The sequence below is a fragment of the Streptococcus sp. CL9.43 genome, from assembly GCF_049737935.1.
Taxonomy (GTDB): domain Bacteria; phylum Bacillota; class Bacilli; order Lactobacillales; family Streptococcaceae; genus Streptococcus; species Streptococcus infantis_I.
The window spans coordinates 544,779-560,116 of record NZ_JBKOTS010000001.1; the positions used below are offsets into that span (position 1 = coordinate 544,779).

Here is a 15,338-nt window from a genome sequence, read left to right on the forward strand (position 1 = left end):
TACTACATAAAGTTAAAAATCACTTACAAAAAGAGACTGAAATAGGTTACTTCAGCCTCCTTGTATTTATTTTTTCATCAAGAAATCATAGATTTCCTGTACTGTACCTAGTGCCATCATTTCTTGGTCTTTAACAGTTTGCTTAAGATTTTGATAAATCTGACTTTCAGCAATATCCCGTTTAGTCGCATCTTTATTAACCCTCATTACACCATTCTCAATTGTGACAAAACCAAGTTCTTCAAAAATCTGAATCATTTTGACTAGCAAGATCTGTTCTATCTTCAAATAAGCTGATAAGTCCTTGAGCTTATAACGAATATCAAATTCTGGGAACTGGTAGATTGTCTTATAAAGCTTAGCGAATTGCTCTCTTGTACCATAACCTGTCAAATAGTATGCTTTAGAGATATCATTTTTAAAGTAAATAGCAGAGAAATCCTGTTCTTGCAACACTTGTTTGAGAAGACTGAGATCCTCGGGAATATTTTTTACAACGATTGCTGGGCTAGAAAGCATTTCTGGTAAATCACTGGTAAAATCTAGGACAGGCACTCCCTCTGGTAGCTCTACACTCTTACTACGGATGTTAAAAAGTTGAACACCGTCCACACGGGCATCTACCATCATCAACTGGAGGGTTGTTTGCCCATTCCATTGGTTAACAGAAAGGGTAACTGCCAATTCCAGTTGTTTTACCTGAGAAAACTCTGTAGTCTTTGATCCTTGACCAAAAGCTACTACCTCAAAGCTCGCGGTCCCTTTGGCAATCTTTAATTTTAGATGACTATCTCCCGCTCCCATAGAACGAGCATTTTCAACTTGAAAATCTCGAATATAAAAAACAGGTTTTTGGTTATCCATTCCAAAAGGGGCTAATCGTTCAAAGCTTTTAACCGTCTCTAAACTTAGGCTTTCCAAATCTAATTCTTCATCTAGATATAATGTATTCTTGCCCTTGGCATCTATCCCTTTGTCTTTTACATAGGTTTCTAAAATTTCCGATAAGGCGTCTAGCTGTTCCGCTTCAAGTGTCATACCTGCAGCGCCTGCATGCCCACCAAAGGCGATAAAAAGTTCCCGATGCGGATCCAAGGCTTCAAAGATATCGACTGCTTCAATACTTCGAGCACTCCCCTTGGCACGGCCATCTTCAATATTCAGAACAATAACTGTCTGCCCTAATTCTTCCAACAAGCGACCAGCTACAATCCCAAGAACTCCCGGGTTCCAACCTTCTTTGGCTAAAACTTGAACACTTTTGTTAGAGTCTACCAAACTTTTAGCTTCTTCATAGATAGCCTGAACAATTTCCTTGCGTTCTTCGTTTTTAACTTGAATCATGAGGGCAATCTCACGCACCTCTTCATCATCAAAGCCAGTTAGTAAGTCAATAGCAGGATTAGGATCATCCAAGCGTCCTAGCGCATTCAAACGAGGAGCTAGTTGAAAACCAACCGTCTCTTCTGTAACATCACCGCTAGAAATCCCTGCTATTTCAAATAACTCTTGGAGACCAATTCTTTGGGTATTGCGTAAAACTTCTAAACCATATTGAACCATGATGCGATTTTCATCTGTCAAACTGACCATATCGGCAATGGTCCCAATGGCAACCAAGTCTAGTAATTCAACCTGCACCTCTTCCAAGAGGGCGCAAGCTAGTTTAAAAGCAACTCCACAACCTGCCAAATGTTTAAAAGGATAATCTGCTTCTTGGTGTTCAGGATGGACAATCGCATAGGCATCTGGCAAAACCTCTGGCATAGAATGGTGGTCGGTCACAATGACGTCCACTCCCATAGACTGGGCCAAGTCAATGGCTTCATGCCCTGCAACTCCATTATCTACGGTTACAATCAAAGATATCCCTTGTTGCTCAATGAAGTACTTGTAGACACTGGCATTAGGACCATAACCATCTGTAAAACGATTAGGAAGATAGACTAAACACTCGGCTCCTAATTGTTCTAATGTTTCTTTAAGGATAGAAGCTGATGTCATCCCATCTGCATCGTAGTCTCCATAAACGAGAATAAATTCCCCCTGCTCTATAGCACGACGAATGCGATTCACTGCCTTATCCATATCGTGGAGAAGATAGGGATCATGTAAATCATCTAGACTTGGTGCTAAAAAACGTGTCAGACTATCTTCATCCTTAATACCACGGCTAAATAATAAACGAGCAGCTTCAGGCCCTAGCCCAGCTTTCTTGGCGATTTTTGTAAAATCTGCATCCTCAACTTGAGGTGCAAATTGCCAATTATAAGTCGGAATAATCAAAATTCATCCACTCTTTCTTACGATTCTTTCGTTTTATTATAACATGATTTTTAGTTTTTCTCTTGCTAATCTAACCACATTCCTTGCTAAATTTTCAGGCCACTTCAGCTAACACCCAGCATATTTAATTACGAAAAAAGCACCTAAACAACCAAGCTTTTCAGCTTAGCAATTCAGGTGTACCTTATTTTAAAATTTATTCTTTTATTCTCGCTTCTGCATCTGCCACTACTTGAGCAAGACTGGTTTTGCTCAGCTCCTGCTCCATAGCTAGCTGAATCTTTTGTAATTTCTCATCTAAAACACCATGGATATTGGCTCCTACTGGACAGTCAGGATTAGGATTATCATGGAAACTAAAGAGTTGTCCTTTCTTCCCTAAACACTCAACTGCTTGGTAAACATCTAAAAGACTGATGTCCTCTAAGTCTTTGATAATCTCCGCTCCACCAGTTCCACGCGCGACTGAAATCAAGTCTGCTTTTTTCAGTTGGGACAAAGTTTTTCGGATAATAACAGGATTGACTCCAACACTACTAGCTAGAAAATCGCTAGTCACCTTGCTTTCCTTCCCTTTCAGGGCAATGACTACCAACGTATGTGTCGCAATGGTAAATCGGCTTGAAATTTGCATGCAGTCCTCCTTTATTATCAACAAAGCTCATTCTTCTCTTATATTTATTATATCTCCTAGAGTTGTAATGTCAAGAGTTACGACTAAGCCAGTCATCCAATTCTACGTCGTGTCCCTGACTTTGAGCAATTTCGTGCAACAAGTCCTGATTATGGGTATGGTGAATTCCATTGACTAAGCTTTCATAGTATACCTCATAATAGGGCAATTTCAAATCTCTAGCCAATTGTAATTCTGACTCAACATCGTAATCAACGCGACGAAAATCTATATCCTTCAAACCTTTGTTATCAAATTCCAAAATCATATATTGGGCTCGCAAATCCTCACGTAGATTTGCAGATAAAAAGAATGGTTGCCCAATCGAACCTGGATTTAAAATAAGTTGCCCACCACTTCCATAGCGAAGAAACTGCTGATGAATGTGTCCATAGATTGCAATATCACAGTCAGGATTGGTTACCAAACGGTCAAAATCCTCCTGCTTGCCAAGATGGATCAGTTCTCTTCCCCAATTTTTATCCGGCAAATGATGGCTTATCCCTACCTTCAGATTTCCAAACTGGCGGTGTGTGTGCATGGGAAATGCCTGTAGAGCTTCAATATCATCTAGACTAATTTCTTCCATAATATACTGGCATTGGCGCAAGAGGTAGCGATGGCTAGGTCTACTTGTATCTAATTTTCGATGAGCAGCCCGCCACAAACTCTCTTCCCAATTCCCCAAAACTCGAACCGTTATTGGCAAGTCCTCTAATCGTCTGAGAATATTTTTTCGTCCTGTTCCTGGCATGAGAATATCGCCCAAGAGCCAATATTCTTCTACTCCTGCCTTCTCAGCATCTGCTAAAACAGCTTCCAGTGCTCTTGTATTTCCATGGATATCTGAAAGTACCGCAATTTTTGTCATATAATCCCCTCTTGCCTTCTCTCCTTTAATTATAGCACTCTCAAAACTAAAGTCAAAAGCATCTTGTTTGCTATCATTTTTTACTTTACTTTTTTAGTGAAAAGGATTACAATGAAGGTGATAAGAAATGAGGAGGTTTTTGATATGACACAACGTTACGAAAACATCATGGTAGCAGTCGACGGTTCTAAAGAAGCTGATTTGGCTTTTATCAAAGGAGTTCAGTCAGCATTACGTAACCAGGCTAAATTAACCATTGCGCATGTAATCGATACTCGTGCTCTTCAAAGCATTTCAACATTCGATGCAGAAGTTTACGAAGAGTTACAAGTCGAGGCACAAGAGTTGATGGCAGAATATGAAAAGCGTGCAAGAGACGCTGGTCTTAAAGATATTCAAGTTGTCATCGAAATGGGAAATCCTAAAACTCTTTTGGCTAAAACAATCCCTGATCAAGAACACGTTGATTTGATTTTGGTTGGAGCAACTGGGCTTAACGCCTTCGAACGTTTGCTTGTCGGATCTTCATCAGAATATATCCTACGCCATACAAGTGTTGACCTTCTCGTTGTTCGAGACAAGGATAAAACTTTATAATGAGAACAAAAGAGGTCGGGAAAATCCCGGCCTCGCTTTTTATTAGTGATAGCCTTTTATACAGCGAGGACTATATTCGTCAAAAAATCCTAAACTAATCTGTAAAGTAAAGGAGAGGATGTTCAAAATTGACGGCGCTTTCAAAAAATGCTATACTAAAAACAACTGAGAATGTAATCACAGTTTAGAAAAGGAGACCCATTGTTTTGCCACTTGTTATAGACAACTTGGCATTTTTACGTCTAAGGGTATCATACATTTTGTTTTGAAACTACTTACTCCATTTTCCTAGTTCTCTATTAACAATCCCTCGGGGAGATGAGCCCTTCGTTAACTAAATTAGCTAACCTCATCTATCATAGTAGCACTTTTCAAAGTCACTAATTCCGTATTCTTCTATCTTGAAGATGATAGATTGTTGTACACCTGCCTAAACTATTACAATAATCTATGAGCTTAATTCGAAAGGATTGTATATGTCAAAAACAAAGAAAATACTTTTACTTATTTTCTGTATTCTTATCTTGACAGTCTTTCTCCCCATCTTGGTTGATTACCAACAAGCAAGTGACCTAGGCATTCAATTGTTTAGCTGGAGAGAATGGAGTTTTGCTGCATTCATTTCTAAATACATCTTTTGGGGGACATTAATCCTATCAGTATTAGTTTTATCATCAATCCTAGTTATACTATTTTATCCTAAGCAATATCTGGATATTCAATTAGGTACTAAAGATGATAAGCTTAAACTAAAAAATTCAGCTATTGAAGGGTTCGTTAGATGTGTTGTTGATGATTATGAGTTGATTAAAAATCCAACTATCCGTGTAAATGTCAGAAGAAATAAATGTTTTGTTTACGTGGAAGGTAGAATAATTACATCAGACAACGTCTCTACTAAGTGCCAGTCAATTCAAAATGAAATAACTCAAGGATTAAGGCAGTTTTTTGGTCTTGACCGTGAGGTAAAACTTGAAGTTTTGGTTAAAAACTATCAACCTCCAACTCAACACAAAAAAACTACAAGTCGTGTAGATTAAGGAAGTGAAAAGATGGAATTACTTAAAAAGTATCAGTATCCAATTTTATCAGGCTTAATAGGTATTATTCTAGCTTGTTTAATTATTTCCTTTGGTTTCTTCAAAACACTATTTGTTTTGATTTTCGGAGCTTTAGGAATTGTAATTGGATTATATATCCAAAAAAACTATATAAATAAATAATAAGGAGTCGCATATGTCAAACTTGGAAAAAAACGTTTCTACAGAAAAAAATGAATCTACTGCTACTACTCATGAAGTAAAAGGAAGCCTTACTTATGAAAATAAGGTTATCCAAAAAATTATTGGTCTAGCATTAGAAAAAGTACCTGGTCTTTTGGACGTTGATGGAGGATTTTTCTCTAATTTAACTGAAAAAATTATTAACACAGATAATGTTACTCGCGGAGTTAATGTTGAAGTCGGTAAGACACAAGTTGCTGTCGATTTGAATGTTGTTGTAGAATACAAAATTAACGTTCCTGAACTATACAACAAAATTAAAGAAGTTGTCACTTCTGAAGTTTCACAAATGACAAATCTTGAAGTTGTTGAAGTAAACGTGAACGTTGTTGATATCAAAACAAAAGAACAATTTGAAGCAGACTCAGTGAGTCTTCAAGATAGAGTAACTGACGCAGCAGAGTCAACAGGTGAATTTGCATCCGAACAATTTGAAAAAGTTAAAACTGGTTTCAGTAGTGGTGTATCAACTGCTAAAGAAAAAGCAAGTGAAGGTGTCGAAGCTGTAAAAGATGTAACATCTAAAGAAAAAAGTCGTGTAAACTAGCTCTAAAATCTAATATGAACAAAAATACCTATTGAATAAATCCAATAGGTATTTTAATTTTTCATCTTGGAGCTTCTAACTCATTCTATTTTCTCTTTCCTTATGACGTTCATAAGCCTTGATTTGGCGCTCTATTTCCTTTTTGATTGCAGGCTCTGGAGCGTACTTTTCTTTCCAGTTATCTGGTTTCAAGATTTTGTGGGTTACTGGATCAAAATGAGCCTTACCATCTGGGAAGATTTTACCCATGTTTGCTTGATGGACAATCTCAAAAATTCTCTCTGGGTCTACCCCCATTAAAACGAAACTTCCATAAGTAAAGTAGAGTGTGTCAATCAAAGCATCCACTTGACCAACGAGGGTTTTCTCAGCTGGTGTTGACTGAGATACTTTTTCGGCAGCTATATCAAGTGCTTGGTGTAAATCCTGCACAGCTTGTTGGAATTCCTCTTCAGAATTGCTGGCAGCACGGACAAATTCAACTAACTCTTCAATCTTAAAGCCAGCACGGTGGGTCGCCCCTTCTAAATCCCAAGCTATAGGTTCTTCTTGAGTTCGCTCATCCATCATACGATGGAAGGTCTTAACCTTGTTGAAATGATAGTCACGACTGACAAAGACTTTTTCAGAAGCCAAGACTCCAAAATATTCCAAAGCCTTGTGAATCCCATCATCTTGGTTACTGGCAGTAATATGCTTAGCAACTTCTTTTACACTGCTACTACCATTTCCCATGGCAACAGACATACCAACACCAGCCAACATTTCCAAGTCATTATCCGAGTCCCCAAAGGCCATGACTTGATTGAGTTCAAAACCATACTCTTTTCCGACACGACGAATCCCCTCTAACTTGGAATTCCCTTGATTGATAATATCGGCCGCGAATGGATTACTTCTGGTGAACTTCAGATTGTTTAATTCTTCAGCAGCATGGTTAGTCTCCTCAGGCGTCATCAACATAAGCACCTGATAGATCGGTTGATTGATTAAGTCCAACAAATCATCTTCCTTCTGAGGAAGGGCCTTACTGACCATACGATTAAAGGAATGACTAACAGTACGAGTCAAAAATTTAGGTACAAATCGACTAACTAGCTGTGAAAGAGGGCTGAGTCCAAAGGACATAATCCGAGAACCGACAACGTCTTGTCGCGTTCCCATGGCAATCTCTTTTCTATTTTTCTTAGCATAAGAGATGATTTGTCTGAGGCTTCTCTTATCAATAGGGCTAGCAAAAAGAACACGATCTTTGTTAAAGATATATTGGCCATTGTAGGTCACTGCAAAATCCAGATCCAAATCATCCATCAAATCCTTAACAAAAAAAGGTCCTCGCCCTGTTGCTACACCAACAAGCACCCCTTGTTCTTTCACAATCTTGATAGCTTCCTTTGTGGACTTCAAAACACTCTTACTGTCATTTACAAGCGTTCCATCAATATCAAAAAACACAGCTTTGACTTCCATTCTATCTCATTCCTTTCTTTTATGATACAATGATTATACCACATTTCAGAAAAAGTGAGTGAATCATGACTAAGAAAATCCTTGTTTTACATACTGGTGGCACGATCTCCATGCAGGCAGATGAATTTGGAGCTGTAAGAACTAGTGCTGATAACCCTATGAATCATATCTCTAATCCTCTCGAAGGTATCGAAGTCCATTCCTTGGATTTTTTAAATTTACCTAGTCCCCATATCAAACCTAAGCATATGTTGGCCCTCTACCAAAAAATTAAACAAGAGGCATCGGCCTATGACGGTATTGTCATTACACATGGGACAGATACACTAGAAGAAACGGCTTATTTCCTCGACACCATGGAGGTACCTCATATGCCTATCGTCCTGACAGGTGCTATGAGAAGTTCCAATGAACTGGGAAGTGATGGTGTCTACAACTATCTTAGCGCCTTACGCGTTGCGAGTGATGATAAGGCTGCAGATAAGGGTGTGTTGGTCGTTATGAACGATGAAATTCACGCCGCCAAATATGTCACAAAAACGCATACTACTAACGTTAGTACCTTTCAAACACCAACTCATGGACCACTCGGACTCATTATGAAGCAGGAAATTCTCTACTTCAAAACGGCAGAACCTCGTGTTCGTTTTAACCTTGAGAGCATTCAAGGGTTGGTCCCTATTATCCCTGTTTATGCGGGCATGACCGATGAACTTCTCGATTTACTTCCTGTTGACCAACTAGATGGATTGATTATTCAGGCTTTTGGTGCTGGAAATGTACCAAAGGAAACAGCTGAAAAATTAAAATCTCTCAGTCAAGCAGGACTTCCTATTGCACTAGTCTCACGTTGTTTCAATGGAATTGCAGAACCTGTTTACGCCTACGAAGGCGGTGGTGTTTGTCTTCAGAATGATGGTGTATATTTTGTAAAAGAACTAAACGCTCAAAAAGCACGACTGAAGCTTCTTATTGCAATCAATGCTGGACTTAAGGGCGATGAGCTCCAAGCTTATATGGAAGGATAAAAAAATCCTAGGAAATCATCTGACTTCCTAGGATTTTTTTAGTCTTTTCGGGTTGATTTGCGCTCTGTCAAACCATGAGGTAGGAGGACTTCACGTTCTTCTAATTCCTCTTTATGCATAATTTTAGTTAACATACGCATACTAATCGCACCTAAATCATACAAGGGTTGTGCGATAGTTGTAAGGCTTGGTCGAGTAAAGCGAGCGATTTGAGAATCATCACTCGTAATGATTTCAAAGTCTTCTGGTACTGAAACTCCATGATCAGCCAAGCCGTTCAAGAGACCAGCTGCCAATTCATCACCAGTCACAATCGCTGCAGTTGCTTTTGAAGAAACTAAGCGCTCTGCCAGAGCATAACCATCATCATAGCGATATTTAGATTCAAATACAAGTCCTTCACTATAGTTGACTCCTGCTGCTTTCAAAGCTTCTTTGTAGCCAACCAAGCGAATTTTACCGTTAATATCATCTACCAACGGGCCACTCACAAAGGCAATTTTTTTGTTACGCTTCAACAAATGGCGAACAGCATCCGCAGTAGCATTCTTATAATCAATATTAACACTTGGAAGCTGGTGTTCTACATCCACTGTTCCTGCAAGAACTACAGGGGTACGTGAACGTGAAAACTCTGAGCGAATTTTCTCTGTTAAGTGATAGCCCATAAAGATAATACCATCAACTTGTTTTGAAAAGAGTGTATTCACTACTGCCACTTCTTTTTCATCGTCCTCATCACTATTCGCAAGGACGATGTTATACTTGTACATCTCTGCAATATCATCAATCCCTTTTGCTAGCGCAGCAAAATACGTGTTAGTGATATCTGGGATGACAACCCCAACAGTTGTTGTTCGTTTGCTTGCCAAGCCACGAGCTACTGCATTTGGGCGATAGTCTAGGCGATCAATCACCTCTAGAACTTTCTTACGAGTGTTTTCTTTGACATTCTTGTTGCCATTGACTACACGACTGACAGTTGCCATTGAAACTCCTGCTTCTCGGGCAACGTCATAAATTGTTACTGTATCATCTGTGTTCATACCGTTTCCTTTCTAATGTTGAAAATTTTGTTTTCATGTTTACACCACTACTAGTTTACCACTAATTGTAAGCATTTTCAAGGACTAATTAGACTTTCTTTGAAAAAATTTCACATATAATCATATTTTTGTAAATTAGTTTACTTTTCTTGATTTTTAGGCCAGTTTGCAGTATGATAATAAAAAATTAAGTAGGAGGCATGGATGGCTTTTACGGATTCACATAGACGTTGTGCCAGCTTTGGTGTGGTAACAAATCTTCCAGACGATGTGATTGACTCAATCTGGTACATTATCGATCATTTTTTAAAGCATGTTTTTGAATTAGAAGATGAGTTGGAATTTCAGCTCTTAAACCATGACGGCTCCATCACCTTCCGTTTTTCAAGTCAACATCTACCTACAACGATTGACTTCGATTTTAGTCACCCCTTTGATCCATTATATCCACCAAAAGTACTTGTCATGGATATGGACGGCAAGGAAACGATCCTTCTCCCTGAAGAAAATGACCTATTTTAAAAACTCTAGTCTCCTGACTAGAGTTTTCTTTTTCTAATAAATGGAGCGACTAACAACCAGACCATTGGGTTTTGTATACTCTAAGTCAAGGTAATCCTGGTAAGTCCCTGGCACAATGAAACCTTGGGGACTCAATATATCAGTCCCAGCTTTTCCCACGATAGAGTCTGCCAGTAAAACACAATTGGTACTGAGAACAAAGTAGGTTTTAAATTTAGATGATGTGAACTTATAGAGGGTTGCATCAACCTCGTGTTTCAGCTGATAAGAGTAGGTATGTTTGACTTCTCCTTCCCTTCTTTTCAACAGTTGTGAACTTGGCTCCCAAGGTATCAAGAGGCTTTCTATCTCTCTCAATCGTTCTTCGATGGCCTTTTTCTGTTGTTCAGACAGGCTTAAACCATAGGCGAATAGGGTTTTCTGGCTTTCTCTCTTACAAAGTTCAATATATTTTTCACGATTGGCCTTAAATAAAACCCCGTCGCCGATTGTCCCAAGTAAGCGCTCTGAGTGAGGGTCATAAGAGCCGTAGGAAATAACCTGACCTTGATAGCAGATATCTACATGACCCATTGCCAAGAAGAAGGATGATTCTGAAGCATGGATAAAAATTTCCAAATCAACTGATTTTTCATTTTTTCTCTCCAAATGAACTTGGTTTTCTTCCGTCTGATGGGTAGCTAAGGTTTCATTCCATCTTCGTAAGGTACTAATGGGAATCAAAGCCGTCACAAATATAGGCAGTGTCATTCTAATTCTGCGCTTCAGCTTGGGATTACTTCTCCCTTTTTCAAAAAAGAGTCCATCTCTGAGGTTGCTTGCCCCCAACATAATTAAGTAAAAACCTAGCAGGATCAACTCAAAATTTGTTGCATCATGAAAAGGGGAGATACTATAGAGACCAAATCCCATCATCCACAAAGCATCAAATAAGTAATTAATCCTTGGATGAATATGATTTTTTCGGTATAGCAACCAGGTAATCAGGCTAATTAAACCTGTAAATAATTGATAACTTCCAATAGCAACGACTAAGACATAGAGGGCAATCCCCTGCAAGATAACAGAGTCAAATAGGATAACTGCAATCGAGAGCTTGGCTAGAGTTACAAAAATATTTTCTCTCCGGGACTTTTCTTGAAACCATCGTGTCAATAAATGCCAAACGGCAGACAAAGAAAAATAACCCATTAATAACTGGTAACCTAACCTCGGTACCAACTGCCCAAAACAAATCAGGAGAAGACCAAGGATAATAGCTAGCGCTCCCTCCCCTAGACTTCTCCATTTACTATAAGTTTCGGAAAACTTAGGCATTTTCTTTCTCCAATTGACTATATAAGTGACGAATCGGTTGTCCTAGGACTGGATGGATGAAATGAGGTGCAATTTCCTGCAGCGACTCTAAGACAAAGAGTCGCTCAGCAACATAAGGATGCGGCAAGATGAGATTATCGTTATAAATGACCTGATCCTCCATAAAAAGCAAGTCCAAATCAATCAAACGAGGTCCCCAATGCACTTCTCTGACCCGTCCCATTTCAGACTCAATAGCTAATAAGTTTTCTAATAAAATTGGAGCTGGCAACCAGGTTTCTACTTCAATGACCTGATTAGCAAAATTATCTTGCTCTACCCCGCCCCAAGGCTCAGTCGTAATTACGCTAGACTGTTTGAGAATACGAATCCCTCGAGTACACATCTTGTCAAGAGCTAGTTCGAGATTAGCCGTCTTATCCCCCATATTGCTACCTTGAGCAATAAAGGCTCTTTGTTTGCGGCGATGGATGGCTACTGAACAGGTGTCTAGTGGTAGATGAATAGGCGCCCATGGTTTTTTGAGTTCCAGTTTAATTTCTTGAACTATTGGATAGGTTTCAAAAGTGCGCTCTACTAGTTTGTAGGCAACTGTTTCAATCAAGTCTTCAGTGGTTTCCTGAAACCAAGTCGTCCATTGCTGACAGAGCTCGCCATAATGGACAGAAGCTTCTAAATCTAGGTCCGTAGCAGCCTTGGTCATATCATAGGATAAGCTTGCATCAATGATAAATTTTTGGCCCAGTTCCTTCTCACTCGGGAAAAGACCATGATAGGCAAAAATTTCCAAGTCCTTAATGCGCAATTGATCCATAACTAGTCCTTTCTAGAAAAAATTGTTTGAATCGATTTTTATAACCCCATGAGACGGTATGCTTGATCTCGAAGATCTTTGTCTGTCTCAAATACTCCACGAGCTACTGTTGTCAAGGTTGCAGTTCCTGGTTTTCGAACACCACGCATGCTCATACACATATGCTCTGCTTCAATAACAACGAAAGCACCTTTGGCACCTAGATATTCCATCAAAGCATCTGCCACTTCGATATTCAAGCGTTCTTGAATCTGTGGCTTTTTAGCATAAACTTCAACTGTACGTGCCAGCTTTGACAAACCTGCCACGCGTCCATCTGGAATGTAGGCGATATGAGCTTTCCCATAAAAGGGCAAGAAGTGATGTTCACACATAGTATGGAAAAAGATATCCTTTTCCACTACCATATTATCGTCGATAATTTCAAAGGATTTTGACAAATGCTCCTCCGCAGTTTGACCAAGTCCTGAAAAAATCTCCTGGTACATGCGAGCTACACGAGCAGGAGTCTCCTGTAATCCTTCGCGGTCAACATCTTCACCGACCGCTTCGATAATCATTTTTACAGCCGTCTCAATTTTTTGTGTATCCATTCTCTAGTTTTTCCTCTCCATCAGATAGGCTCTCACCTGGCTCAAGAAATACAAGGAGCCCGTAACTATCCTAACTGTTTTTTTCTCTTCATTTTCTGTCATTTTTTGATCTAGAAATTCCTTCCAACTTTGATAGTTGAGATTTCTAGAACGGGCTTCTTCTTTTAGCACCTCTTCGTCGGTCGCTCGACCATCATCAAAGTGAGTCAATGTCAGCTCAGTATCTGGCAAAGTTCCTAACAAGTCTAACATATCCTCCAAGGCCTTGGTTTTGATACAAGTAAAGAGGATTTCCTTATGGTAGTCGGCAAATCGTTCTTCCAAGGTAGCTAACAAAGCCTTGACAGCATGGGGATTGTGAGCCCCATCTAAAATCATCAAAGGTCTTCTAGAAACAACTTCAAAGCGTCCTGGCCAACTTGTTTCTTCTAAGGCTTGAGCCAACAAGTCATTTTCTGGTAATTCTCGTCCACTCTCCTGGCAGTACCTATCTAGTAAAGCTAGTGCCATCCCAGCATTCTCTACCTGGTGCAAACCCAGCAATCCTGTCTGAAAGCAACCTTGTCTAAGCGGGCTTGTATAGTCAAAGACTTCTCCCGTCCCCACACTCCCTTGATGACTGACTTGATAATCTTCCCCATAAACAAGCCTAGGAGCCTCTTTCGCTTTCGCGATTTGGTTGATAACTGCTAAGGCTTCTGGGACAATATTTCCTGTTACCAGGGGAACTCCTTGTTTGATAATTCCAGCTTTCTGCTCTGCGATGGCTTCCAAGCTATCCCCTAGTAAAGCTACGTGATCCAGGCCAATGGTCGTAATACCTGTTAAGATAGGCTGACAAACATTGGTACTATCCAAAAGTCCACCCATACCGACTTCCATAATGGCCACATCGACTTGCTCAGAAGCAAAATAGTCATAGGCTATAGCAGTAATAATTTCAAACTCTGTCGTCCCCTGCAAATCATGAGCATGCTCCCCCTTAAGTAGTGAGCGATAGTCTACCATCAAGGTCTCTAATCTTGCTTCTGGGATAGATTCCTCATTAATGGCAATCTGATCGGTATAATGAATCAGATAGGGTGAGCTAAAGACTCCAACTCTTAGCCCCATCTTTTCCAACATATTCTTCAAAAAGGCTATAGTAGACCCCTTACCATTGGTTCCTCCGACATGGATAACCTTGAGTTTCAGATGGGGATTGCCACGTAGGGCTAATAGCTTCACCATCCTCTCCAAACCAAAATGCGGTTGGTCTGTCCGATAGTTAGCTATCCACTGATTCGTTTCGTTTTTATTCATCTTATTTATACTGTTTCAAATTTAAATTTTCCGCATCATCTGCCAGACGGATGGCTGATGCGATTTCAACTGCCATCTTGTGGCTGGCTACATCGTGTACACGCACCACTTCTACACCCTGTCTAGCAGCGATACTAGTCACATGAGCTGAAGCCGTATCACGATTGCGGAAACCTTCTTCAGTTTCCGGGTTTACTTCAAAACCATTTTCTTCCAGAATATTGATGACAAAGCGCTTGCGAGAGACTCCTAAAAAGATAGGATAGCCCATCTCGTGTAATTTATCAAGGTCACGTAGAAGTATGAGATTTTCCTTTTTGGTCAAGCCAAAGCCAATCCCAGAATCTAGCATGATCTTTTCTTTCGAAATTCCTGCTTTTTCCGCTCTTACTAGAGCACGGTCAAAGAAAGCTGTCATCAATTCTTCTACTGGTAGTTTTTCAAACTCATCTAAGTCTTCCTTTGTAAAAGGCTCTCCAAAGCCAAAATGAGGGAAGATAAGTGAACTAGGATGCTGAGGGCGTGCCATTACTGGATTAAACATGATGACTACCTGAGCTCCAGCTTTGGCAACAACTTCCGCCATCTTCTCATCCCCCATAAGACCTGTAATGTCATTGACTATATGGGCCCCAGCCTTTAGAGCTGCTTCTGCAACTTGACTTTTCCAAGTGTCTACCGAAATCAAAACATCACTTTCTTGACGGATAGCCTCAATGACTGGGACGACACGTTGGATTTCCTCTTCTATCTCAACATAGCTACTACTTCCAGGCCGAGTAGATTCACCGCCGATATCTAAGATAGTAGCACCTTCAGCTATCAATTTTCGAGCCTGTTTTAAGGCTTCTTCAATAGCAAAGAATTGGCCTCCATCAGAAAAAGAATCTGGGGTGACATTGATAATACCACAAATAGATGTTTTAGTAAGATTCCCTCTTTTTTCCACGATTATCACTCAAATTTCATTTAGATTTGTATTCCTCTAT

The 15,338-nt window shown here is 39.8% G+C and carries 16 protein-coding genes; 6 read left to right on the forward strand and 10 right to left on the reverse strand.

The genetic code is table 11. From position 1 onward, the window contains the following. Window positions 1-66 precede the first annotated feature (66 nt). The 3 genes from recJ to ACLNCS_RS02665 all read right to left on the reverse strand — a co-directional run bounded on the left by recJ (window position 67) and on the right by ACLNCS_RS02665 (window position 3,830). Window positions 67-2,286 carry a single-stranded-DNA-specific exonuclease RecJ gene (gene recJ / locus ACLNCS_RS02655; RefSeq protein ID WP_424847091.1) on the reverse strand — a complete coding sequence of 740 codons (2,220 nt, stop codon included), beginning with the start codon at window positions 2,284-2,286 and terminating at the stop codon, window positions 67-69. A gap of 196 nt (window positions 2,287-2,482) precedes the next feature. Beyond that, window positions 2,483-2,920 (reverse strand): Rrf2 family transcriptional regulator, encoded by a 438-nt coding sequence (locus ACLNCS_RS02660; RefSeq protein ID WP_424847093.1) that lies wholly within the window; start codon window positions 2,918-2,920, stop codon window positions 2,483-2,485. A 70-nt stretch (window positions 2,921-2,990) separates the two neighbouring features. After that, window positions 2,991-3,830 carry a metallophosphoesterase family protein gene (locus ACLNCS_RS02665; RefSeq protein WP_424847095.1) on the reverse strand — a complete coding sequence of 280 codons (840 nt, stop codon included), beginning with the start codon at window positions 3,828-3,830 and terminating at the stop codon, window positions 2,991-2,993. Window positions 3,831-3,974: 144 nt separating this feature from the next. Between ACLNCS_RS02665 and ACLNCS_RS02670 the strand changes: the two genes are divergently transcribed. From ACLNCS_RS02670 to ACLNCS_RS02685, 4 genes are all read left to right on the forward strand, one after another. Continuing rightward, window positions 3,975-4,427: a universal stress protein gene (locus ACLNCS_RS02670; protein WP_006155803.1), complete on the forward strand. Its 453-nt coding sequence runs from the start codon at window positions 3,975-3,977 to the stop codon at window positions 4,425-4,427. 476 nt (window positions 4,428-4,903) lie between these two features. Beyond that, entirely contained in the window at window positions 4,904-5,467 is a 564-nt protein-coding gene (gene amaP, locus ACLNCS_RS02675; RefSeq protein WP_049494133.1) for an alkaline shock response membrane anchor protein AmaP, read from the forward strand. 12 nt (window positions 5,468-5,479) lie between these two features. Then, the gene (locus ACLNCS_RS02680) at window positions 5,480-5,650 is read left to right on the forward strand and encodes a DUF2273 domain-containing protein (RefSeq protein ID WP_006144923.1); all 171 of its coding nucleotides are present in this window, start codon (window positions 5,480-5,482) and stop codon (window positions 5,648-5,650) included. 13 nt (window positions 5,651-5,663) lie between these two features. Beyond that, window positions 5,664-6,257 carry an Asp23/Gls24 family envelope stress response protein gene (locus ACLNCS_RS02685; protein WP_024054513.1) on the forward strand — a complete coding sequence of 198 codons (594 nt, stop codon included), beginning with the start codon at window positions 5,664-5,666 and terminating at the stop codon, window positions 6,255-6,257. A gap of 75 nt (window positions 6,258-6,332) precedes the next feature. Here the strand turns inward: ACLNCS_RS02685 and ACLNCS_RS02690 are convergent, their stop codons facing one another. After that, window positions 6,333-7,727: a Cof-type HAD-IIB family hydrolase gene (locus ACLNCS_RS02690; protein WP_049494131.1), complete on the reverse strand. Its 1,395-nt coding sequence runs from the start codon at window positions 7,725-7,727 to the stop codon at window positions 6,333-6,335. Between the two features lie 65 nt (window positions 7,728-7,792). Between ACLNCS_RS02690 and ACLNCS_RS02695 the strand changes: the two genes are divergently transcribed. Next, the gene (locus ACLNCS_RS02695; RefSeq protein ID WP_424847099.1) at window positions 7,793-8,755 is read left to right on the forward strand and encodes an asparaginase; all 963 of its coding nucleotides are present in this window, start codon (window positions 7,793-7,795) and stop codon (window positions 8,753-8,755) included. A 38-nt stretch (window positions 8,756-8,793) separates the two neighbouring features. Here ACLNCS_RS02695 and ccpA read toward each other — a convergent pair whose 3' ends face one another. Beyond that, a complete protein-coding gene (ccpA, locus tag ACLNCS_RS02700) occupies window positions 8,794-9,801 on the reverse strand; it encodes a catabolite control protein A (RefSeq protein ID WP_247921901.1) in 1,008 nt (335 codons plus the stop codon). 204 nt (window positions 9,802-10,005) lie between these two features. Between ccpA and ACLNCS_RS02705 the strand changes: the two genes are divergently transcribed. Further along, window positions 10,006-10,323 (forward strand): DUF960 domain-containing protein, encoded by a 318-nt coding sequence (locus ACLNCS_RS02705; RefSeq protein WP_247921903.1) that lies wholly within the window; start codon window positions 10,006-10,008, stop codon window positions 10,321-10,323. Between the two features lie 33 nt (window positions 10,324-10,356). Here ACLNCS_RS02705 and ACLNCS_RS02710 read toward each other — a convergent pair whose 3' ends face one another. From ACLNCS_RS02710 to folP, 5 genes are read right to left on the reverse strand one after another with little or no spacing between them, the layout of a single operon-like run. Next, the gene (locus ACLNCS_RS02710) at window positions 10,357-11,640 is read right to left on the reverse strand and encodes a DUF308 domain-containing protein (RefSeq protein ID WP_424847102.1); all 1,284 of its coding nucleotides are present in this window, start codon (window positions 11,638-11,640) and stop codon (window positions 10,357-10,359) included. Continuing rightward, on the reverse strand, window positions 11,633-12,454 hold the full coding sequence (folB, locus tag ACLNCS_RS02715) for a dihydroneopterin aldolase (protein WP_424847104.1): 822 nt from the start codon (window positions 12,452-12,454) through the stop codon (window positions 11,633-11,635). Before folB ends, ACLNCS_RS02710 begins: the two co-directional genes overlap by 8 nt. Window positions 12,455-12,492: 38 nt before the next feature. Further along, window positions 12,493-13,047: a GTP cyclohydrolase I FolE gene (gene folE, locus ACLNCS_RS02720; protein WP_414275045.1), complete on the reverse strand. Its 555-nt coding sequence runs from the start codon at window positions 13,045-13,047 to the stop codon at window positions 12,493-12,495. 3 nt (window positions 13,048-13,050) lie between these two features. After that, window positions 13,051-14,349: a bifunctional folylpolyglutamate synthase/dihydrofolate synthase gene (locus ACLNCS_RS02725; RefSeq protein WP_424847106.1), complete on the reverse strand. Its 1,299-nt coding sequence runs from the start codon at window positions 14,347-14,349 to the stop codon at window positions 13,051-13,053. 1 nt (window position 14,350) lies between these two features. Beyond that, window positions 14,351-15,298, reverse strand: a complete 948-nt coding sequence (folP, locus tag ACLNCS_RS02730; RefSeq protein ID WP_424847108.1) for a dihydropteroate synthase — start codon at window positions 15,296-15,298, stop codon at window positions 14,351-14,353. Window positions 15,299-15,338 lie beyond the last annotated feature (40 nt).

Coding starts and splice junctions, on each gene's coding strand:
- ACLNCS_RS02660 (WP_424847093.1), bottom strand. CDS start 2,920: ATGCAAATTTCAAGCCGATTTACCATTGCGACACATACGTTGGTAGTC.
- ACLNCS_RS02665 (WP_424847095.1), bottom strand. CDS start 3,830: ATGACAAAAATTGCGGTACTTTCAGATATCCATGGAAATACAAGAGCA.
- ACLNCS_RS02670 (WP_006155803.1), top strand. CDS start 3,975: ATGACACAACGTTACGAAAACATCATGGTAGCAGTCGACGGTTCTAAA.
- amaP (WP_049494133.1), top strand. CDS start 4,904: ATGTCAAAAACAAAGAAAATACTTTTACTTATTTTCTGTATTCTTATC.
- ACLNCS_RS02680 (WP_006144923.1), top strand. CDS start 5,480: ATGGAATTACTTAAAAAGTATCAGTATCCAATTTTATCAGGCTTAATA.
- ACLNCS_RS02685 (WP_024054513.1), top strand. CDS start 5,664: ATGTCAAACTTGGAAAAAAACGTTTCTACAGAAAAAAATGAATCTACT.
- ACLNCS_RS02690 (WP_049494131.1), bottom strand. CDS start 7,727: ATGGAAGTCAAAGCTGTGTTTTTTGATATTGATGGAACGCTTGTAAAT.
- ACLNCS_RS02695 (WP_424847099.1), top strand. CDS start 7,793: ATGACTAAGAAAATCCTTGTTTTACATACTGGTGGCACGATCTCCATG.
- ccpA (WP_247921901.1), bottom strand. CDS start 9,801: ATGAACACAGATGATACAGTAACAATTTATGACGTTGCCCGAGAAGCA.
- ACLNCS_RS02705 (WP_247921903.1), top strand. CDS start 10,006: ATGGCTTTTACGGATTCACATAGACGTTGTGCCAGCTTTGGTGTGGTA.
- ACLNCS_RS02710 (WP_424847102.1), bottom strand. CDS start 11,640: ATGCCTAAGTTTTCCGAAACTTATAGTAAATGGAGAAGTCTAGGGGAG.
- folB (WP_424847104.1), bottom strand. CDS start 12,454: ATGGATCAATTGCGCATTAAGGACTTGGAAATTTTTGCCTATCATGGT.
- folE (WP_414275045.1), bottom strand. CDS start 13,047: ATGGATACACAAAAAATTGAGACGGCTGTAAAAATGATTATCGAAGCG.
- ACLNCS_RS02725 (WP_424847106.1), bottom strand. CDS start 14,349: ATGAATAAAAACGAAACGAATCAGTGGATAGCTAACTATCGGACAGAC.